24 protein-coding genes and 1 other annotated feature are annotated in these 21,626 nt (G+C 39.5%); of the genes, 5 read left to right on the forward strand and 19 right to left on the reverse strand.

Translation table 11 applies throughout. From position 1 onward, the window contains the following. Positions 1-105 precede the first annotated feature (105 nt). From Q4550_RS02570 to Q4550_RS02585, 4 genes are all read right to left on the reverse strand, one after another. Complete coding sequence (locus Q4550_RS02570) at positions 106-864, reverse strand: iron ABC transporter ATP-binding protein (RefSeq protein WP_303530143.1); 759 nt, start codon at positions 862-864, stop codon at positions 106-108. Further along, complete coding sequence (locus Q4550_RS02575; RefSeq protein ID WP_303530144.1) at positions 861-1,808, reverse strand: iron chelate uptake ABC transporter family permease subunit; 948 nt, start codon at positions 1,806-1,808, stop codon at positions 861-863. The genes Q4550_RS02570 and Q4550_RS02575 overlap by 4 nt, the downstream gene beginning before the upstream one ends. Continuing rightward, a complete protein-coding gene (locus Q4550_RS02580; RefSeq protein ID WP_303530145.1) occupies positions 1,801-2,751 on the reverse strand; it encodes an ABC transporter permease in 951 nt (316 codons plus the stop codon). The genes Q4550_RS02575 and Q4550_RS02580 overlap by 8 nt, the downstream gene beginning before the upstream one ends. A gap of 188 nt (positions 2,752-2,939) precedes the next feature. Beyond that, complete coding sequence (locus Q4550_RS02585) at positions 2,940-3,455, reverse strand: GrpB family protein (RefSeq protein WP_303530146.1); 516 nt, start codon at positions 3,453-3,455, stop codon at positions 2,940-2,942. A gap of 428 nt (positions 3,456-3,883) precedes the next feature. Between Q4550_RS02585 and Q4550_RS02590 the strand changes: the two genes are divergently transcribed. Both Q4550_RS02590 and Q4550_RS02595 read left to right on the forward strand, forming a co-directional pair. Further along, complete coding sequence (locus Q4550_RS02590; RefSeq protein ID WP_303530147.1) at positions 3,884-5,341, forward strand: MDR family MFS transporter; 1,458 nt, start codon at positions 3,884-3,886, stop codon at positions 5,339-5,341. Between the two features lie 145 nt (positions 5,342-5,486). Continuing rightward, positions 5,487-5,660: a DUF3189 family protein gene (locus Q4550_RS02595; protein ID WP_303530148.1), complete on the forward strand. Its 174-nt coding sequence runs from the start codon at positions 5,487-5,489 to the stop codon at positions 5,658-5,660. A 276-nt stretch (positions 5,661-5,936) separates the two neighbouring features. On the opposite strand, the gene Q4550_RS02600 is transcribed toward Q4550_RS02595, so the two are convergent. The 4 genes from Q4550_RS02600 to ppsA all read right to left on the reverse strand — a co-directional run bounded on the left by Q4550_RS02600 (position 5,937) and on the right by ppsA (position 11,891). Next, a complete protein-coding gene (locus Q4550_RS02600; RefSeq protein ID WP_303530149.1) occupies positions 5,937-7,040 on the reverse strand; it encodes a copper resistance D family protein in 1,104 nt (367 codons plus the stop codon). A 3-nt stretch (positions 7,041-7,043) separates the two neighbouring features. Next, positions 7,044-7,607: a copper resistance CopC family protein gene (locus Q4550_RS02605; RefSeq protein ID WP_303530150.1), complete on the reverse strand. Its 564-nt coding sequence runs from the start codon at positions 7,605-7,607 to the stop codon at positions 7,044-7,046. A gap of 317 nt (positions 7,608-7,924) precedes the next feature. Further along, positions 7,925-9,160 carry an MFS transporter gene (locus Q4550_RS02610; protein ID WP_303530151.1) on the reverse strand — a complete coding sequence of 412 codons (1,236 nt, stop codon included), beginning with the start codon at positions 9,158-9,160 and terminating at the stop codon, positions 7,925-7,927. A gap of 68 nt (positions 9,161-9,228) precedes the next feature. Next, positions 9,229-9,479 (reverse strand) — a binding site (T-box leader). 45 nt (positions 9,480-9,524) lie between these two features. Beyond that, the gene (ppsA, locus tag Q4550_RS02615; protein WP_303530152.1) at positions 9,525-11,891 is read right to left on the reverse strand and encodes a phosphoenolpyruvate synthase; all 2,367 of its coding nucleotides are present in this window, start codon (positions 11,889-11,891) and stop codon (positions 9,525-9,527) included. Positions 11,892-12,186: 295 nt separating this feature from the next. Between ppsA and Q4550_RS02620 the strand changes: the two genes are divergently transcribed. After that, a complete protein-coding gene (locus tag Q4550_RS02620; RefSeq protein ID WP_303530153.1) occupies positions 12,187-13,419 on the forward strand; it encodes a PucR family transcriptional regulator in 1,233 nt (410 codons plus the stop codon). Positions 13,420-13,542: 123 nt separating this feature from the next. Beyond that, a complete protein-coding gene (ald, locus tag Q4550_RS02625; protein ID WP_283152816.1) occupies positions 13,543-14,667 on the forward strand; it encodes an alanine dehydrogenase in 1,125 nt (374 codons plus the stop codon). Between the two features lie 154 nt (positions 14,668-14,821). On the opposite strand, the gene Q4550_RS02630 is transcribed toward ald, so the two are convergent. From Q4550_RS02630 to Q4550_RS02680, 11 genes are all read right to left on the reverse strand, one after another. Further along, the gene (locus tag Q4550_RS02630; RefSeq protein ID WP_303530154.1) at positions 14,822-15,562 is read right to left on the reverse strand and encodes a class I SAM-dependent methyltransferase; all 741 of its coding nucleotides are present in this window, start codon (positions 15,560-15,562) and stop codon (positions 14,822-14,824) included. 308 nt (positions 15,563-15,870) lie between these two features. Continuing rightward, entirely contained in the window at positions 15,871-16,005 is a 135-nt protein-coding gene (locus tag Q4550_RS02635; protein ID WP_303530501.1) for a hypothetical protein, read from the reverse strand. A gap of 182 nt (positions 16,006-16,187) precedes the next feature. Beyond that, positions 16,188-16,436: a hypothetical protein gene (locus Q4550_RS02640; RefSeq protein ID WP_194220517.1), complete on the reverse strand. Its 249-nt coding sequence runs from the start codon at positions 16,434-16,436 to the stop codon at positions 16,188-16,190. Between the two features lie 211 nt (positions 16,437-16,647). Further along, complete coding sequence (locus tag Q4550_RS02645; RefSeq protein ID WP_303530155.1) at positions 16,648-16,836, reverse strand: hypothetical protein; 189 nt, start codon at positions 16,834-16,836, stop codon at positions 16,648-16,650. Positions 16,837-16,962: 126 nt separating this feature from the next. Continuing rightward, a complete protein-coding gene (locus tag Q4550_RS02650) occupies positions 16,963-17,145 on the reverse strand; it encodes a hypothetical protein (protein WP_303530156.1) in 183 nt (60 codons plus the stop codon). Between the two features lie 805 nt (positions 17,146-17,950). Then, a complete protein-coding gene (locus Q4550_RS02655) occupies positions 17,951-18,244 on the reverse strand; it encodes a TIGR04104 family putative zinc finger protein (protein ID WP_303530157.1) in 294 nt (97 codons plus the stop codon). 22 nt (positions 18,245-18,266) lie between these two features. Further along, positions 18,267-18,452 (reverse strand): hypothetical protein, encoded by a 186-nt coding sequence (locus Q4550_RS02660; protein ID WP_303530158.1) that lies wholly within the window; start codon positions 18,450-18,452, stop codon positions 18,267-18,269. Positions 18,453-18,469: 17 nt separating this feature from the next. Further along, positions 18,470-19,054: a DUF4825 domain-containing protein gene (locus Q4550_RS02665; protein ID WP_303530159.1), complete on the reverse strand. Its 585-nt coding sequence runs from the start codon at positions 19,052-19,054 to the stop codon at positions 18,470-18,472. A gap of 129 nt (positions 19,055-19,183) precedes the next feature. Further along, positions 19,184-19,582 carry a VOC family protein gene (locus Q4550_RS02670; RefSeq protein WP_303530160.1) on the reverse strand — a complete coding sequence of 133 codons (399 nt, stop codon included), beginning with the start codon at positions 19,580-19,582 and terminating at the stop codon, positions 19,184-19,186. Positions 19,583-19,606: 24 nt separating this feature from the next. Further along, positions 19,607-19,795 carry a hypothetical protein gene (locus tag Q4550_RS02675; protein ID WP_303530161.1) on the reverse strand — a complete coding sequence of 63 codons (189 nt, stop codon included), beginning with the start codon at positions 19,793-19,795 and terminating at the stop codon, positions 19,607-19,609. Continuing rightward, positions 19,792-20,223: a VOC family protein gene (locus Q4550_RS02680; protein WP_303530162.1), complete on the reverse strand. Its 432-nt coding sequence runs from the start codon at positions 20,221-20,223 to the stop codon at positions 19,792-19,794. Before Q4550_RS02680 ends, Q4550_RS02675 begins: the two co-directional genes overlap by 4 nt. Positions 20,224-20,472: 249 nt before the next feature. Between Q4550_RS02680 and guaC the strand changes: the two genes are divergently transcribed. Further along, the gene (gene guaC / locus Q4550_RS02685) at positions 20,473-21,456 is read left to right on the forward strand and encodes a GMP reductase (protein WP_303530163.1); all 984 of its coding nucleotides are present in this window, start codon (positions 20,473-20,475) and stop codon (positions 21,454-21,456) included. Positions 21,457-21,626: the final 170 nt, after the last annotated feature.

Below are 21,626 nucleotides of genomic sequence, written 5' to 3' on the forward strand. Positions count from 1 at the left end.
AATTGATAACAATTCTCAATCATTCACAATAAAAAAGAATGACCGAAATCATCTATCTCAATGATAATGATTATCAGTATCACTTGTCAACACTAATTTCGATATTTAAGAGAAATAAATACCAATGCGATGGTCACCGTATTGCTCAATAGGAATATGCATATCATAAATTTCTTGCAGAACTTCTGTCGTAATCATCTCTTCGGTTCGCCCTTCTCTTATTAGCGATCCATTTTTAAGCGCAACGATTTGGTCTGAGTAAACCGATGCGAAGTTAATATCGTGAATTACGATTAAGACGGTTTTCCCCAACTCATCAGCTAGGCGTCTTAATACCTTCATAATTTGAACAGAATGCTTCATATCAAGATTATTTAACGGTTCATCAAGAATGATGTATTCCGTATTCTGTGCAATAACCATGGCAATAAAAGCCCGCTGCTTCTGACCACCGCTTAAATGATCAATAAACTGATCTTGGATTTCTTCTAGTTCCATATAGCGAATCGCTTCATCTACATATGCCCAGTCCTCTTTAGATAGTCGCCCCTGTGAATAAGGAAAACGACCAAATGAAACCAATTCACGGACTTTTAACCGAACGTTTAGCTCATTAGATTGTTTCAATATGGAGATTTTCTTTGCAAGCTCATTGCTTTTCGTTTTTGTAACGTTATTCCCATCGATGTAAACTTCTCCTTCATCACATGAAAGCAAGCGACTCACCATTGAAATAAGCGTACTTTTCCCTGCCCCGTTTGGACCGATGAAGGAAGTGATCGTCCCTTTTTGAACAGTGAGAGAGACGTTCTGAACAACTTTTTTCTTACCATATGATTTTGAGACATTTTTGATTTCAATCATGATTTCCTCTCCTTCAGTAGAAGATAAATAAAGTACACGCCGCCAATAAAATTAATAATAACGCTAATCGATGTTGAGAATGTAAAAACACGTTCGACAATTAGCTGTCCTCCGACCAAAGCAATCACGCTCATAAAAATTGATCCTGATATGAGATAGCTATGTCGATACGTCTTAAGAAACTCATGTGCCACATTGACTACGAGTAGTCCGAGAAACGTAATTGGGCCAACTAGTGCGGTCGAAATCGATACGAGAATCGAAATGACAATTAACAATCGTTTCACGATGTGATCATAGTCTACGCCTAGATTCACAGCGTGATCACGTCCTAGTGATAGCACGTCCAAGTACTTTATGTATTTCCAGGCATAAACCAATACAATGACAAAAGCAGCAATCGAGACAATCAAGACATCTGTGTTCACATTATTGAAGCTCGCAAACATTCGATCCTGTACAACCTGAAATTCATTCGGATCGATCAGCATTTCCATGAACGATGAGAGACTACCAAATAACGTGCCGAATATTAAGCCAATTAAGAGCAGGAAGTAGATATTCTGACCTTCTTTTCGAAAGAGGAGCTTAAATAATAGACTTGCAAACACCATCATTAAGAAAACTGACAAAAGGAAGTTAATATTTTTATTTAATATTAAGATGTTCATTGATCCAAATAAGAAGATAATGACGGTTTGAATGAGCATATATAAAGAATCAAGCCCAATAATGCTAGGTGTCAGGATTCGATTGTTTGTGATAGTTTGAAAGATAACCGTAGAGAATGCAATGGCACTTCCTGTTACAATAATAGCCACAATTTTGATTGCACGCCTCGGCAAAATATAGCCTACATTTCCTCCCAGGTCGATCAATAGAAACGCGCTAATGAGCAGCAGACTGAGCACAAAAAGGAGACTATTTTTCATACGTTTAGACATAAGCTCTTCTCCTTAACAACAAGTAAATAAATAGAATACTTCCGATTACGCCAACCATCAAACCAATCGATATTTCATAAGGATAAATCATTACTCGTCCAATAATATCGCAGATTAATACAAATACAGCACCCATCATGGCAGTTGGAAACAGATTCGCTTTCAGATTATCCCCCATCATGATCGAGACGATATTAGGGATAATCAAACCGAGAAATGGAATGGCTCCTACTGTTAACATCACAACGGTTGTCACCAAAGCAACGATAACGAGTCCGATGTTAACAATCTGTTTATACTTTAAGCCAAGATTAACTGAGAAGTCTTCACCCATTCCAGCAATCGTAAATCGATTGGCGTAAATGTAGGCGATGATAAGGCCTGGAACGCTTATGTATAATAGTTCATACTGTCCTTTTAATACGACTGAGAAATCTCCCTGTAGCCATGAGCCGATGCTCTGCATTAAATCATACTTATACGCGAAAAACGTAGTAATTGACCCGAGAACATTCCCAAACATCAACCCTACTAGTGGAATGAAGATCGCATCCTTATATTTCACTCGATCGAGCACCTTCATAAAAAGGAACGTACCCGCTAAGGCAAACAAAAACGAAATCATCATTTTTTCCATTAAGCTAGCGGAAGAAAATAAGATAAGGGAAACGAGAATCCCAAGTCTAGCAGCATCCATCGTCCCTGCCGTTGTTGGAGAGACAAACTTATTACGACTAAGCTGTTGCATAATAAGTCCACAAATACTCATACTGGCTCCGGCAATAATAATACTAACAAGACGCGGAACCCGACTAATCCAGAACACCTGACTCTGCTCATCCGTGAAATGAAACACTTCAAGTGGTGACATGCTTTTCACCCCGATAAACAGGGATATAAAGGATAATAAAATAAATAAACTGATTAAGTATCTTTTCTTCATCTCACTCTTCCCTTTACTAGATTTGGCTAAATCGCTATTACCATACGCATCTAATTTATAATGATAATCATTATCACTTCGTCACGCAACCTATTTATGTCTTTTCATTAGAAATATCTAAACATAAAAAAGAGAGAATAGCAGCCAATTTTCTAGCTCGCTTTCTCTCTTTCTTTCAGTAACCTATCTTATTTTGATGCATACCAATCGAGCGCTTTCTCTTCTATTTCTTTTACAAGTGAATCCTTTCCATCGATATAAGCTTCCATATCCTCAGGATAACGCATCGCAAGCTCAGCCTTTGTCTGTCCGTATTGCAAGCGATCACTCCGATGTTCCATTAAGTAGTCTCGAAATGCCAGGTGGCGATCAATGTCCGGATTTCCTAATTCATATAGATGAACATGATGAGAGCGCTGATCTCCACCCTTCCGAAAGAAACGGCGGCCAGTCAGTCCATTTTCACCAAGCGCTTCATATCCAAGTTCTTTCATGTACTCATTTTTTTGATCCACTAGACGAAGATCTTTCACAACTGGCATGATATCGATCACAGGCTTCGCTTTCAACCCTTCAACCGCGGTGCTTCCAATATGATGAACTTCGATCATATTATCGCCATATACACGCTCAAGCTTCTGAGCTTCTAACAAAAAGAGCTCACGCCATATCTCATTAAACTCCTGAACTTCTACTTTCCTCATTGTGCTCACCTCAATTAGTTTGAATTTAGTCTCGCATTCTAATTAACGCTACTCACAGACCCTCTACGCTAAAAGTTCCACTAGAAGGATGGGCTCGAAATCCTGGAAAATAGTTCGCAACTCTCTTCCGTAAAGATAAGTCACCCCTGTAGACTTCTAGATCGGAGAGGGGGAACCTCCCAAAAATATGCGAGGGCTTGCCCACAGGAGTTATATTGGCCAAAATTCAAGTTTATTAGCTAACTAGAATCATCACACCTAATTATATCATTATATGGAATAAACCCCACTCCTCCTTAATGAAATTTTTACAATCAAGACGTTTGTAACGAGACGATGATGAGAGTATAATTTGATAATTGATTGAGGGGAAAACTACTTCACTACTACTAATGAAAATGATGAAAAATTGCGAGAGGAGTCCTATCGTGACCACCAAACCTTATAATAAAGTGTTAATTGCGACGCTTCTGCTAGCTGGAGCGTTTATTACAATTTTAAACCAGACTCTTATGATTACGGCGATTCCACCGATCATGGAGGAAATGAACATTACCGCGAATACAGCACAATGGCTGACGACAGTCTTCATGCTTGTGAATGGAATCATGATACCGATCAGTGCTTTTCTTCTTGAACGATTTACAACGAGACAACTTTTTATTTCAGCGATGAGTATTTTCTCAGTGGGAACGGTGATTGGCGGATTCGCGCCGAACTTTGGCGTGTTGTTAATTGGGCGTGTTATTCAATCCGCCGGCGCTGGGGTTATGATGCCACTTATGCAAACCGTCTTTCTGATGATTTTTCCAGTGAACAAACGCGGCGCTGCGATGGGTTACATCGGGCTCGTGATTTCATTCGCACCCGCCATCGGTCCTGCGTTATCCGGTTGGATTACAGCTGCCTATTCATGGCGCATACTCTTTTGGTCAATGTTGCCACTCGCGATTATGATTATTGCCGTTGCCTATTTCGTTATGAAAAATGTGACAGAGCTCACGTTTCCAAAAGTCGATCCGATCTCCATTATTCTTTCATCGATCGGTTTCGGCGGATTGCTTTATGCGTTCACGAGTGCAGGGAACATAGGCTGGGACAGCATGAGAACGATTGTTGTTCTTATCGTTGGTGTCGTCACGCTGACGATATTCATATTAAGACAGCTACGTCTTTCACAGCCGATGCTCGAGTTTCGAGTATTTAAAGATAAGATTTTCACCATTACGACGATTATTGGGATGATGATGTTTCTTGGGTTAATCGGCTCAGAAACGTTGATCCCACTATATATGCAAAACATGAGAGACTTTACCGCATTTGAATCCGGACTTGTCCTACTTCCTGGGGCCGTTATTACAGCGTTTATGTCTCCGATTACTGGACGGATTTTTGATAAAATCGGTGCGCGTCTCCTTGCAATTGTCGGTTTAACAGTTGTAACTGGTGCAACGCTCGGGTTCTCATTTCTCGACACATCGACAACCATTACGTTCTTAACAGTGATGTATGCGATTCGTATGTTTGGTTTATCGATGGTCATGATGCCTGTCACAACGGCTGGATTGAATCAAATGCCGAAACACCTTATTCCACATGGAGCTGCTATGAATAATACGATGCGACAAATCGCGGCATCAGTCGGAACGGCGATTCTAGTGACGGTAATGACAACGACCGCTCAAACAGCTCAGCAGCAGCCATCTATCTCAAGACCAGATATTTATGGCGTAAATATCGCCTTTCTCGTCATTCTTGCTCTCACGATTGTGGCGCTGGTGCTTTCGTTTTTTGTGAAAAAGAACGCGCCTCAACAAGAATTCATGCAATCGAATGAAGCTCCGGTTGCGAACGACAGGAATCAGCCTAAATCTGTTAATGCTTAAACGAACATTTTTCATTCAACCGTTCAGTCATTTGACTGAGCGGTTTTTAATATTGAAATGTTGACGACAGGATTGTTTCCCGCTAATCAGGTCATACTTGTTAGTAAATTCAATTACAAGGATGAACAAATGATTTACATCTATCATGACTACGGTGGAACACACCACATCAATAGCTTCAGCCTTTCATTTACGTCTTTTAAAGCCCTCCTCTCTTCCTTTAACGAGTGAAGAAGTTCTTGCCGTGCCCTTTTTTAACAAATTAACGAAAAAGGACGTGGGACGTCTCCTTCTCCACGGACGGGATTCAGATGTCTAAAAAGTGCAGTCCGCTCATTTATGATCTCGTTGAGCATACGAAAAAACAAGCTCACCTAACGACGGAAAAAGTGCTCCAACTCGAGAGTCAGCATTTTAAGATTTAAAAAGTTTCACTTGTTGCGCGTCGAACCATCGTTTGTTCAACGCGCACTTTTCAGACTAGGTGTTTTCTAAGTTGTAGTTAATGGGATAACTCCAAAAAGTAGGGCAATGATAGCTAATAGATAGATTAAATACGAACCCCCCGAGACCACTGCTCTCGGGGGGTTCGTATTTACATAATCTGAACGCTTTGTAGTAAAGCTAAATAGCCTGATATGATAAACAACACGCTCATTAGAAATGAAAAAAGTGGTGACATCTTTTTCATAAACGCAACAATCATCACTACCATAAACACTACAGCTAAAGCGCCAAGCAACATCGTATTCACGTTAACGACTAATTCAATAGAGGCACCAGATGGGACTAAGCCGTTTGTGAATAGCGTAAACAGCGGTGATACGCCTTCAAGACGAATGAGAGAAGCCAGGTTGTTTGGAGGTGAAGAGTGACTCATCGCACCCGTAGCGGCAAAAATCAATAACACCATCACGGATTCTACTTTTGTCCACGGTCTCGGATCAAAACCTTTATTCTCTTTAAGTTTTTTCTTCATGATAACACCATTTAGAAAGGCATATCCAAGTAGTGGGACAATGAGCAAGTGTTTGATTAATAAACTTTGTCCGTAAGAAACCATCCATGCATCAGGATAATCTTGTAATGGAATAACGAACTGCATTAACAATAGCCCTGTGATCCCTACTACTATGAAACAGATAATAGCGGTTGGGTGAAACCATCTCAGAAATTGCGTCCAGTTTGCCGCGTTTTTTGAAAGCCAGCTTATGACAAAAAGTACTCCTACCCAGGTAATGACAGCCGTAAAGTGTATAGTGTGAACGACAAATCCTTTAACTGGATGAAGAGAGCTTGAATGGCTCGCCCACCCTAGTGCTAGAATGAGAAACAGAAGAAGAACCATACCAACGAATGGATATCTCTTCTCCTGTCCATCATCAACGAAGAGAATATATAGGCTTAAAATAATGGACAGAAGAACTGTAAAACTCCAAGCCTGCCCCACTTTAAATGTAACTAATACCGACGACAGAGCTTGTCCTATTCCATAGTCCTCATATAAATAAAGAAGTAAATCCAAAATCGGCATGAAGGAAAAAAGCGCAATCCCTCCTGCAGCCAAAAGCCGAACCTTTTTAGGAACATGAATAACCGGCTTTTTGTCTTGAGAAATAAATAAGAAAAGATAATCCGCAATCAGTAACGCAAAGCTAATATAAAGCAGCGCTTCACTCATTACTGTTAGGAGAAACATTGATTATTTTTTCCTCCTCATTAACCATATGCTACCAATAAGTACAACAACCAGCACACCAATAACAACACCGATTACCGTCCCATTAGAGTTTTCCTCTTCGGCTGTATCTGTCTTCGTCTCTTCTTCTTTATTCATTTGTTCTTTCGTCTCTTCTGCTTCTGAATCTTTCGTTGTTTCTTCAGATGATGGCTCATCTTCCTTCACTTCTGATTCAGGTACGTCTACTGAAAAAGAAAACGTTCCTTCAATTGGATGACCATCAACCCCAATAATTTTCCATTGTACTTCATAATCTCCGTTTTCAATTGGCTGATCAAACGTTCCAGTCATTGTATTGTTTTCAACTGTGATGTTATCAACCGCTACGGTTTCACCATTCGCATTTTGTAATTCAAACGAGCTTGTTTCCTCAATTTCTGTTTCGAAAGTGAGAGTTACTATGTCTAAATCCTCTGTTATTGTACTTCCATCTTCAGGATTAGAACTTTCCAACCCAGTATGGGCGTAAGTCATATTCCCAAATGTGAGTAAACACGCAATTGTTAAAACTAATATCTTTTTCATTATCGTTCCTCCATTAATTATTTCTGCTGTCAGAATGATTCTCCGTTTCTTGTAAGAAAATGAATCAAAACATACGATAAAATGTGTGAATGATTCACTAATGATCACATTCTTCAACAGTATAGTTTCATTATGAAAAAGGCTAAAGGTGATTTCAATGCTTGCATCGAAACAGTTTTGGATATTCCATGAACTTTCTCAGTGAGAATAGAAGCAATATTTCCTTTTCAGTCAAGACAGGTGTTCTGCCTTGACTTTTGTAGTTTAGACTGTTCTCTCATACCTAAATTGATTGAAAAAAAACGAGGGTATGGCTACTATTTAGCCAACGGTTGTACTTTCTCGAGCCTCGTACTAGTTCGTTTGAATAAAACAACTCCTACGAGAAGTAACGCAAAGATTAGCATTACACTCGAGCCTACTATAACGCTAAAACGTATAGATATAAGTTCTGCAATGATGCCGCAGCCAATCATCACAATTGTAACAAAAACCGCCTCAATCCAGCTGAACAAACTCCCAATCCTCCCCATAACATCAACAGGAATATTGTTTTGATAAAAAGTGTAAAAGCCAGTATTCATGAATGAAAGGGAAAAAGAAAGAACAAAGCAGCCGATCGCAGCTAACTGAAATGATGACGATAAAGCAAAAATCAGATACCCAATGGAAAGCACAATGGCCCCTCCCCCTATTAACGAAAGGGGATTTCTTTTTTCTGCAATAAGGGTATTAAGAATGGCTCCGAAAAGAACTCCGATCCCAGCGATACTTACGAGAAAACCATATTCTGTATTCGTTAGATGAAGTACTTCTGTTGCGAAGCTCGCTTCAAGTGAATCTACTCCCCAGCTCATCATGCCAACCGCACTCACTAGAAAATAAATGAGAATCACAAAAATAGCGCTTCGACTAAACGTGTATACAATGCGCCAATCTTCTTTAATCACTTGAAATGAAACAACACCTGATAAGTTCATCCGCGTCTCTTTTTCTATATCAGGTAGCAAAAGAAACAACGTGCCAGCAAGAAATAATGCTCCTGAATTAAGGTATATGGCATGGGTTGGCGTTCCGATAATAAATAGCACGCCAGCAATCGCTGGCCCTATCACAAATGCACCTGAATCAACTAAACTTCGAAGGGAATTGAAGTGGATTCGCCTTTCTTTAGGAAGAAGCTTCGTCATGTATGTCATTGATGTTGGATGAAAAACCGAGCTACCCATGTTAATCAAAAATACAAGAGCGTAAATCGTCCATAAACTTGAAAGTTGTGGGAGAATAAACATCACCAATGCCTGAGCGACATTCACCCAAATCATAAGCCAACGTTTGTTCACACGATCAATTAGACTTCCAGCCCATGGATTTGTGAATAAAGTTGCCAATGGCTTCAGTAAGTATAGTCCTGTCACAGCAAGAGCTGACCCTGTTTGATTTAAGATGATGAGATTCAGAGCAATATGATACACCCATCCTCCGATATTTGACACACCTATTGATGTAAGCAACAATAGATCGTTCATCCGAATAGTACTAAGACGCTTCATAGCATGTCAGCTCCGATCGCGATAAGTTTTTAACCAATTAAAAAAATCTCACCCCCAGGACATATAGTCCCGGGGGCGAGATTGCTTATCGCGGTGCCACCCCGGTTCAGTCATGTGTCGCCACATCACTCTTATCAGGTACGGCAGAAGCTGCTTATACCATAGCTCGTTAACGGGAGCTCCCGTTACACCATCCCCACGTTCGGTTCCGATGTACAGCTCAGAGGTTTGGTTCAATCATGTTACCTTCACTCCTTTTCAGCTACCGGAGCTCTCTGTGTAAGGTCACATCATCTACTCTTCTCATCATCGCACTTGATTTTGTTATATAATACCAGTACAGCCACACCTTGTAAATGCTTATTTACAAGCCTCTTATTTTATTTAAAATCATACGCTGTTCAACAGAGGCAACCGACCTTCTTGTAGCAGCCACAGTGTCCGGATTAATGCTCACGCTATCGATTCCTTCTTGAATGAGGAACTCTGTGAATTCAGGGTAAGTTGACGGCCCTTGCCCACAAATCGAAACGGTTTTACCATACTTATGCGCTCCGTGAATCAGCTGTTTAATCGCTCTTTTTACGGAAGGATTACGCTCATCAAAGTACCCCATGCTGTTTAGAATGCCAGAATCACGGTCAGATCCAAGAATAAGCTGTGTTAAATCATTGCTTCCGATGCTGAAGCCATCCACAAGCTGCGCGAACTCCTCCGCTTCAAAAATGACAGACGGCACTTCCGCCATAATCCAAATCTTGAATTCCTGATTTTGAACTAGTCCTTCTTCTGCCATGATCTTCTTGACTTTCTCAACTTCCCACGTTGTCCGAACGAACGGAAGCATTGTCCAAACGTTGATTAGACCATATTCATCGCGAACCTTTTTAATCGCTCGACACTCCAAACGGAATCCTTCTTCATACTGTGGAGAGATGTAGCGAGAAACACCGCGCCAGCCGATCATCGGGTTTGCTTCAACGGGCTCTACTTCATCTCCCCCGATGAGGCCACGAAATTCATTTGAGCGGAAGTCACTCAAGCGAACAACCATTGGCTTTGGATAGATATCCTGGGCCACCTTTGTTATTCCTTCGGACATTTTTTCAATAAACATCTCTTCCTGTCCGGTCTTCAGCAAATGCATCGGGTGAATTCCGATATTTGAAAATATAAATTCCGTTCGCATTAAGCCAATTCCATCAAACGGCAGATGTTTGTATTTATTGATTAGATCAGGCTCACCTAGATTCATATAAATTTTAGTTCCTGTGATTGGAGCCAGCTGGTGAAGAAGTGATTCATTGAATCCTTCAGTGCTGTTCGTCACTTCGTTGGCCTGTTCTTTCTTTTTCACTTGTTCAGTTTCTTTTAGAAGTCCTTCATATACTACTCCACGCGTCGCATCAACCGTCACTTCCATTCCATCCATTAACACATCTGTCGCAATCGAAGATCCAACAATACATGGAATCCCAAACTCACGTGAAACAATAGCGGCGTGACAAGTACGCCCGCCTTCATCCGTAACGAGTGCTGCCGCTTTTTTCATAGCAGGAATCATATCCGGATTCGTCATAATGGTCACTAGAATATCGCCTTCTTCTACAAGAGAAACTTCACTAATATCTTTGATCTTGCGGACTTTTCCGCTTGCAGAACCTGGTGAGGCAGCTAACCCTCTAACGAGCATCTTCTTTGGGGTTTCTATCTTTTCGACCACATTTGTTTCCTCCTCTTTTAGTGTTGTTATTGGACGAGCTTGCAGAATGTAAAGTTCATTTGTTTGGCAATCAAGGCCCCACTCAATATCCTGAGGCGTTTGATAAAGTTCTTCAATTCGAACAGCGTCACGTGAAAGCTGAGCGATTTCAGCTTGTGTTAAGCACTGTTGGTTCACGTGTTCCTCACTTAAATATTCTTTCACCGCAACCGTATCCGTTCCGATTGCGTTGGCTTTCTTTACGACAAGCACTTTCTTTTCGGCTACGTGCTTTTCGATTAATTTGAACGTTCTCTTATCGACAATGTATTCGTCTGGTGAAACCATCCCTGAGACAACCGCTTCACCAAGTCCCCAGCTCGCATTAATCATCATCTGTTCGCGTTCACCTGTAATTGGATTCGCTGTAAAAATAACGCCTGATTTTTCACTATTCACCATCAGTTGTACGACCGCACAAAGAGAGACATCGAAATGGTTGAACTGCTGTTTTTCGCGATAGTATATGGCTCGTGATGTCCAGAGCGACGCCCAGCACTTCTTAATGTGATAAAGAAGCTCTGTGATTCCGGAAATCTCAAGATATGTATCTTGCTGACCTGCAAAAGAAGCTTCCGGAAGATCTTCAGCCGTCGCCGAGCTTCGAACGGCAACGAACGGATCCGTGACGTTAAGATCCTCACTAAACGCTGCATAGGCATTTCGGATCTCTACTTCAAGAGATTCAAGCATATCTGTCTGTAGGATCCATTCCCTGATCTCAGCACTCACCTCATTAAGCTGATCGTTATTTTCATAATCAAGCGTCTTCATTTTTTGAAGAATCGACTGATCAAGTTCTCGTTCAGAGATAAACGTGGTATACGTTTCAGCTGTTACACAAAAACCAGGCGGTACGTGTACACCACTCTGCGTAAGCTCTCCAAGATTTGCTCCCTTACCACCGACAAGAGCAATATCATCTTTCCTTATTTCATGAAACCATCGAATCGCACTTTGCTCCACCATTTATCCAACGCCTCCCTACTAGATTCGATTATTAGAATAACACATTAATTTAATTATGTCATACTATTTATTTTTAAAGTTTAATAATGATGAACTTATAGGTTGATAGGTTTTTATTTTCGTCATTTTTTCTCACCTCTCCTATGATACGATTCCACTTTCCTTTGTGAATCCTAACAATTTCTTAACTTCTCTTTGTGAAATCCCACAAAGGTGTTCATTTTCTTGTATACTCTAATCAGAAGTAATGAATGTAAGGACATCGTTTACGAGTCATAAGAAAGGAGTGGTAGAATTGCATACCGATCAAGAACGTCATAACCCTTTTCAGGGGCCATTCCGTTCGTTAGAAGATTTAGCTGACTGCATTCGAGAAAACCTTGGTTGCCCCGTCACGATTGAAGATTCAGATCATCGCATTCTAGCGTATAGTTCACATGATGAAAATGTGGACCCTGCTCGTATTGCCACCATCATGAAACGAAAAGTTCCAGAAGATGTGATCAAAAGTCTATGGAAAAAAGGCATTATTCCTCAGCTATTTGAGAGTGATGATCCGGTTATTATCCCGGCGATCCCAGAAGTTGGGCTCGGCCAAAGAGTGGCGATATCGGTGCGAAAAAACGAAGAACTTCTCGGCTTTATTTGGGCTCAGCTTAATTGGGAAGTAAAGCAAGAAGAATTAGCGCTTCTAAAAAAAGCGGCTAAGGTCGTTAAAAATCAAATTCTCAAACTTGAAATAAAGAAGCGACATTCAGAAGAAGGTCATCGCGAGTTTTTTTGGAAACTGCTTACGGGTCATTATACAAAAGAAACAAGTATACTAGATCAAGCCTCCACCTACCACATTAAGTTAAAGGGTGAAATGGCGATCGTTGTCTTTGAGTTTAATGATGAAATACAACAATCGCTCGAACGCCATATGAACTATTACATTCAGGCTTCTCACCAAATCGAATTAATTTATAGTACGCTGGATCAGAATCAGCTCATTCTGCTCGTTCGACCAACAGATCAAAAAAACACGGCCGAGCAGCTATCAGAATTTGTACAGGTGTTTGTTGAGAAAATTAGTAATCGCCTTGGTGTCGATACACTAAAAGGCGGGGCTGGTACGCTCTACCAAAGTCCTCTTTCCATTAAAGACAGCTATCGTGAAGCACTTCATGTGTTATCCATTAAAGAACGATTCAAGCGTGAAGTAATGTCGATTTATAGCTATCAAAACCTTGGGATCTATCAGTTTATTGATCTTCTCTATAAAGAGCGCAAGCATTATCAAAACAGTTATATTGAGAAGCTCAAGCAGTACGATGCGATTAATCACACTCAGCTACTAGAAACGCTAGAAGTGTATTTGCAGCACGATAGCAACGTGAAGGCCGCGGCTCACGTTCTCCACGTTCATACAAATACGTTAAACTATCGGTTAAAACGCATCACTGATGTGGCAAATCTTGATCTAAAAGACGCTAATCAAAAAGTCACGCTCTATCTTGATTTAAAAATAGAACAAATGAAATCATAGGGTGTTTGTGTAATTACACAAACACCCCCTTTTATTTTCTTTTATTTACACAATGTGAAATCCATATATGGCGTCTATAATCGTAGGTAATTGATCATTAATTAAGGCTAAGGGGATGAAATGATGTATATTGGTATTCCAAAGGAAATTAAAAACAATGAAAATCGCGTAGCGATTACTCCAGCAGGTGTCATCGCACTAACAAAGGCTGGTCATCACGTAACAGTTGAAACTGAGGCAGGAATTGGAAGCGGTTTCGAGGATATCGACTATCGCGAAGCAGGCGCCACAATTGCGACAGATGTAGCCGTTGTGTGGAATCAAGAAATGGTAATGAAAGTAAAAGAACCACTTTCTTCTGAATATACTTATTTCCGTGAAGGACTCATTCTCTTCACTTATCTACATTTAGCAGCTGAGCCTGAACTAACGAAAGCTCTTAAAGATAGCGGCGTAACAGCGATCGCGTACGAAACAGTTGTCGATCGTGGAACATTGCCACTTCTAACACCAATGAGTGAAGTAGCAGGGCGCATGGCTTCTCAAATCGGTGCACAAATTCTCGAAAAGCCTAAAGGCGGAAAAGGCATTTTGCTTGGCGGCGTTCCAGGAGTAAAGCGTGGCAAGGTTACCATTATCGGCGGTGGCGTTGTAGGTACAAACGCAGCGAAAATCGCGATGGGTCTTGGCGCAGATGTGACGATTCTTGACTTAAGCGCTGAGCGCCTTCGTCAGCTTGATGATATTTTCGGAAATGCGATTAATACGCTAATGTCTAACCCACTTAACATCGCACAAGCTGTTAAAGAAGCGGATCTTGTTGTTGGAGCCGTACTCATTCCAGGAGCAAAAGCTCCGAAGCTTGTAACAGAAGAAATGGTGAAAAGCATGACACCTGGATCTGTTCTTGTCGATGTTGCGATTGACCAGGGCGGAATCATTGAAACAGTTGATCACATTACAACGCATGATAACCCAACTTACGAAAAGCACGGTGTAGTTCATTATGCCGTAGCGAACATGCCTGGTGCAGTTCCAAGAACATCAACAATCGCACTAACAAACGTAACGATTCCTTACGCGATCCAAATCGCTAATAAAGGCGTAACGGCTGCGATCCAAAGCAATCCTGCACTTGAAAAAGGGTTGAACGTAGCAAACGGAGCGATTACTTACGAAGCCGTTGCACGTGATCTTGGCTATGATTATGTAGCAGCAAACGATGCTTTGCTTGGCACGCATGCTTAAACCGTTAAATTGTAAAAGGGGAACTCCAATGAGAATGGAGTTCCCCTTTTTTTCATTCAATTAAAGCTGCGAAATAACGAAACAGAGGACGAAATCTAATAATGTTGAATTTCCCTATTATGAAAAATAGATTCTCCTTAATGCGGAAAACCAATTACTTAATTGTTTTTTCAGCTGAGATTAATAAAAACATAGGTCTTCGGGTCTCATCTTTCATTTCAGGATCGCTTTTCAGCATTTCATTAGAAGGAACGGATTCATTAACTGCTCTTATAATAAATCCAGTATCAATTAAGTCATTTATATATGAGGAAATCGTACGATGATATTTCGTTACATTTTCAGTTAAGAATGTTGTTTCACGAACTCCCTCTACTTGATAGTTGTCGACTGGCCAATGCAGACGTTTACCCTGTTTATTGTAATACCAATCTTGTTCATCACGAGAAGTGAAGATAGGATGTTCAACTGAAAAAACGAAAGAGCCTTCAGGCTTTAAACAATCATATACCTTTTTACTGATTGATTTAAATGACTTAATATAGTGCAACGCCAACGAACTAACCACCACATTAAATTGCGAGTCTTGGAAATGAATATCCTCTATCGGCATTTTAATATAAGTAATGAAAGGATCATCCGTCATTTCACGGGCTTTTCGAAGCATTTTTTCAGATAGATCCACTCCAGTAACCGAACTTGCTCCTTGTTCACGAGCGTAAAGGCAATGCCACCCAAAACCGCATCCCAAATCCAGTACATTACTATTTCTCATTTCCGGTAAAAGCTTTTCTAATATATGCCATTCTCCAGCCCCTTCAAGTCCTCTCACTGAACGAGGCATTTTTTCATACGCATTAAAGAAATTTTGATCATCATATTTGTTTTGCTTCATTATGATTACACTCCTATTTTAAGATAGCCTTCCTAAAATCATCAAAACACATACCTATTTCAGGAAGGCTAAACGTCTTCTTCTTACCATTTCTTTCACCTCATTATTTAATATCCCAGTGTACTCCTTAAATCCTTCGTACTTACTTTACCAAATTCCTTTAAATAGCCCCGATTAGTGAAGATCATTCTTCAACGTAACGTTGATTTGTTATATCAGAATTGCACTCGATTGCAAAAGAGTTCGAAAGAAAACTTTTCATAAGAAAAACATAGTAAGAATTTAATCTTCCTATGTTTTCCATAACATTATTTATCTGTCTGTTTTTGCTTCTTTTTTAAATACTCCGCACGCATTTTTTCAAGATGCTTCTTTTTATCAAATTTAGAAGTCGGCTGTTTCTCATGAAACTTTGTCACAGCTACCTTACTTTTGTGATCCAATTGATATCTTCCCACTTTGTTCACCACTTTTCTTCTTTTACAAGAGAATCTATTCATCACTATAATATACCTTATTTTACAGCAGTCATCTTTATTTTGAACACTTATTTCACAAAAAAGTGTCCTTCTACTTCTTAAGAACATCCTTCGAGATACTTGAATACGATAGGAAATTTGATCACTCAGATACTATTTAATACATTTATTACCCAATAGGTAAACATGAATCCTAGGATTGTATTTATTACTCCCAAAATCATAATGATCTTACCTTGATTACCAACTTCGTAATCTCTTTTTAGCACCAAGCCAAGAAAAAAAGCAAAAGGACCAAATACTAACGGGCTGAATAGATAAGGTAAAAATGCTGAAATCCAACTTATTGTTAGAAGTATCCACTTTCCAGTTTTCTGTTTTTGTTCTCCCTCCAAAAATAAATCCCCCTCAATGTCTTTGAACGAAACTCTGTTATACCGTTATCTTGTTCAAAATTCTTATACAATTTTTTTCAAATGAAACTATATAACTTAATCTTTCATTCTAGAAAAGAAGCCACCTTATTACAGATAGACTCCGAAACTCGATTACTGTTCTTTCTTTTGTTTTAGCTACCGTTAGTGAAAATACCTAGTTTGAGATTGCTCATATATCTATTCCAAAAAAATTAAATATTTCTGAAATGATTTCATCACTGCCTGGCGTAAACATAAATATTGAGAACGCAATACTTATGACCCCTATCAATACCAAGCCATTTCTTTTATTACCAAATAGCCCCTTAACCACTAAAAATATTCCTACAAATAATATTAAAAAATACCAAAAACCCATAACCTCACCCCTTAATAGAATAACGTTTCGTCAAATCTTGCACCAGATTGCTAAGCGATAACCACTGTGTAGCTAACTCCGAGATTGTGGAAAACCTGATTTCAAGATACTATAATCCTTTGATAATTATGTTTTATGTGTTTCCCCTAATTTTAACCCATTTGCAATAACGCCAATTGCCCCTGTAATAATAAATAGATAGGCAATAAACAAAGGAGTTGAGGATAGCGTTTCAGTAAATAATCTAAACAAACCAACTGCAAAAATAAGAAAGCTACCTATTAGTGCTACAACTATTCTACTCGGCATTTTCACTCCCCCTAAATAAGTTTTTTTCCCTTTCACAAAGTTAATCCATTTAATAGAGATTCTATTTAGAAATCGCGAGCACATCCGCAATACCAATTATTTCAAATTAGTGCAAACAACTCAATCTTTTCTTTCATATTAAAAAGAAGCCTATCCTACTACAGATAAGCTCAGAGTTTATTGAAGAATTTCATTGGAATCCATTTCCAAAAATTACCGTGTGCATATGGAGATAGACGTGCGACTTTTTACAATTTGTAGAATTTTTATTAATTTCTACACACTTAGAAGCCTTCGAAACGAAGGCTTCTTTTCCTTTATTTACTCGAAAAAACATACATAATTTGATTATGTATAATAGTTACAGAAGATGTTCAGAAACTAAAAACCTCTCCTTTTACATTAAGATACTCTTTAGACTATCTATCAAGTCAACGACTGCCATATCTATTTCTTTGATAACTATTCCTATACTTTCTCGAATTTTTTCTAGAATTTCGTCTTTTTTCATAATTTTACACCTCCCATTAAAAGTCCAAAACATTCCACTATTTCTATCAATTCATAACCTCAAATACCGTCTTTCTTTGCTTATAAGTCTGTACTATGAATAGATAAACACAGTTTACCTTAAATTTGAGCCTTCAACAATCCAGCCCTTATCTTGAAGACTACAACAACCTACTAATCCTTTATTGATTAATATATGTACCTCTCTTAAATGCCCTTTTTATATCTACTACATTCTATCTACCCTCGTGAGCAGTATTATCAATTGATGAAAATTCAATTGGCTTCCTCTCATTCACCAAAGTGGTTCTTCTTCGTTACTTAACTGGTAATACAAAGGAGAAAGAAGAAGAATGAGTACTAGTAGAGCAAATGAAAAACTCAAATAGAACCATATAGAAAGCCTATAAATTGAAGTGATCGCAAGAGGAATAACGACTAGCATTGATGTATAACTCGATCGTTTTCTCGATTTAGCAGATAGATATTGTTTTGCGTCACAGTTTGGACAGCTGGCCTTTGCGCGATAGATTAACCTCAATGCTTCCTTCCATTTCCATGTATAACCACAAGTCTGACAAGTTGGCATGTTCTCTTCTCCCTTCTTTCTTTTATTTCTCACAAGAAAAACGCCAATTTATGGCTAATAGATCTTTTTCTAAATTTACTTTCCCTCCTACTTCTTTACATTCCTCAGCCGAAATCCCAATCGCCCGGTGGTTCATATAAGACGCTACTCCTGTTATCAATAGAATAAATACGATTGACAGGATAAAGGTGTAACGAACTTTCTTCATTTATTTAACACCTACTTTTACTTTACTAATCCATTAAAATAGTCCTCATAATGATTTGCCATTTTCTCAAATTCTTCTTCATGCTTTTTCACATATTCCTCGGCGAATGTTTCCTCCATAAGCTGCTCCTCACTTGGAAATTCACCAAATTTGCTCATTAATGTGGCTACCATTTCATCTCTCGTTATTCGGAAGCTCTCATCTTGCACTCGAAATTCATATTCTTTGGCGTTCGGCACTAAGATCGTTAAGTAAATCGCGTTATAATGGAAAATCCTCTGAGCGCTGTTCGCTCCATCAAACCAGGTAGAATAGAAGTCTAATTCAGAACTTGCTCGCTCCTCGTCATAGGTCACGCTTATCTTTTGATCAGATAAATCAATTTTATTAACTGTTCCGCTTCCCGGAAGTTGAGCTAGAATCGCTAGAACAGCTGAATTGTCCCCAACATACGTCCCGCTAAATTTCAGCAATTCGATCCGATCGATTCCGCCAATCGTTTTCACACCCTGTTTATCCGACGACGCATTTCCATTGGAGCATCCTGTCACTAACAGAATAACGAGTATGATTGACATCCATTTCGTCTGTTTAGAGTACATCTTATTCTCCTTACTGTTATTCTTTGTTCCTACTTTATTTACGATGGAAACTACTTGGAAGTTTCAATAATGAACTAAAAAGGTAACTCCGCTGTGATGAGAGTTACCTTTAAAGCCCCTCGCATATGATTACGGCATTTTCTCCACGTCCATATACAACACATTCCATCGATGACCATCTAAATCAATGAACCCCGCTCCATAGAGCCATCCATCTGTTAAGCCAGGTTTCGCATAGATTTCTCCCCCTGCCTTTTCCACGTTCTCTATCATTTCATCTACTTCTTCACGATCTTTCGCTCCAATTGAGAAAAGCACTTCCGTCGCTTTCATAGAATCCGCTACTCTGTGATGGGTAAACGTTTCAAACTTTGAAGAAGGAAACAGCATAACCTTCGTCCCTTGAGCACCGATCGCTACTTGAACGCCGTCTCCTATGGTCTTAGCAGGAAATCCGACCTTTGTAAAAAAAGCTTTCGACTTTTCTACATTTTGCACAGGAAGGTTCATCCACAAATCAGTCGCCATCTCTACTCCTCCTTAAAAGCTTTACTAAATAAACTTCTTTGGGTTCCTCACCTTAAGAGAAAGGATCGTACCGCAATTAACACAGAAAGAAGCATCAACTGGGGAACTTTTTGCAAATCCTTTTTTCTTAAATAATGAGCCGTAGCCAGTAAATTCTCCTATTCGTGTTTCTTTTTCGCCACACTCAGGGCAACTTTTTTCATTTTCCTTCATCGTTTCATACCCTGCATTTTTTTGACTTGATCAGCATGAAACGGAGAATCTACCACTTCACTAACCACGCTAAAAGGATTATCATCGATGTCAAAGAAATCAAAACATGTCATGCCTCCAAATTGTTCTAGCTCATTCGTTTTAACACCGCTCTTATTGAGCTGCTCATTAAAAGCTTCAATATCATCAACAAGAAAATTGAAATAGCTATTCCGACGTTCTGCTTTGACGTGAAATTCAGTTGGCTGAACGTTCTCCACTTGTACTAACGCAAGCTGAGTCGAATCATTTGGAAAATAGAAGCCGACACCTTCAGCCAATCCTTCTCCCCACTCTTGAATTTTATGAATACCTAGATGCTTTTCATACCATTTCACTGATTTTTCAAGATCCGTAACGGGTATAAAAATACTGCCAACTCGAATCATAAGACCAACTCCCTTTTATGCTCACACTTTCTAGCAAACGCTTATGACTATGCTGTTCCACTAGACATATTTCTTTTGATTCCTCTTCTACTTTTCCATATTCGTTGTTCGAATCCCTTTCTTTCCCTCCTCATATGTAAAGGATTTCAAGAAAATCTTTGACAATTACGATGAATTCCTGTAAATTATCAAATGGACGAACATTTAAATTAAATTAAAACGTATTATTCGTTTTTAGGAGTGAATCTCATGGAAAACGTATTCGATTATGAAGATATTCAACTAATTCCCGCTAAGTGTGTCGTAAACAGTCGATCAGAATGTGATACTTCCGTTAAGCTTGGCAAGCATACATTTAAATTGCCAGTTGTACCTGCAAACATGCAGACGATTATTGATGAAACAATTGCCGTTACTCTGGCTGAAAAAGGATATTTCTATGTGATGCACCGTTTTGAACCGGAAAAGCGTATCGCTTTTATTCGAGACATGAACGCTCGTGAGCTCATCACATCTATTAGCGTCGGCGTCAAAGAGGAAGAATACACGTTTATTGAACAGCTTAAAGAGCAAGGCCTAGCACCTGACTATATTACGATCGATATTGCCCACGGGCATTCGAATGCGGTCATTGAAATGATTGGTCATATTAAGAAACATCTCCCAGAAAGCTTTGTGATTGCTGGTAATGTTGGCACGCCTGAAGCTGTCAGAGAGCTAGAGCACGCAGGCGCTGATGCAACGAAAGTCGGTATCGGACCAGGTAAGGTGTGCATTACGAAGATTAAAACCGGCTTTGGTACTGGTGGCTGGCAGCTCGCCGCTCTACGCTGGTGTGCCAAGGCAGCAACAAAACCAATCATTGCAGATGGCGGGATTCGGACGCATGGCGATATCGCCAAGTCCGTTCGTTTTGGTGCTTCGATGGTGATGATCGGTTCTCTCTTTGCAGGACACGAAGAATCACCTGGTGAAACGTTCGAACGAGATGGCAAGCTATACAAAGAATACTTCGGTTCTGCCTCTGAATTTCAAAAAGGCGAGAAGAAAAACGTTGAAGGTAAGAAAATGTTCGTTGAGCATAAAGGAGATCTTCAAGACACGCTAACAGAGATGGAACAGGATCTTCAATCGGCCATTTCTTATTCAGGCGGAGACAAGCTTGAATCGATTCGTACGGTAGATTATGTTGTAGTGAAGAACTCCATTTTTAATGGGGATAAAGTATATTAATGAAGTGGATGCAGCTGCTAATATGCAGCTGCTTTTTTGTGTCATCATGATTATAGGCTTATTTCACTATTTTTCTCAGATAGGCATGTGTAAAAAGATTCAACTTTATTGAAGTGAAAGGGGATTTGAATGTGTTACACGAAAGGTTTAAATTGAAACGACCATTCAGT

The organism is Anaerobacillus sp. 1_MG-2023 (assembly GCF_030547345.1).
Taxonomy (GTDB): Bacteria; Bacillota; Bacilli; order Bacillales; family Guptibacillaceae; genus Guptibacillus; species Guptibacillus hwajinpoensis_B.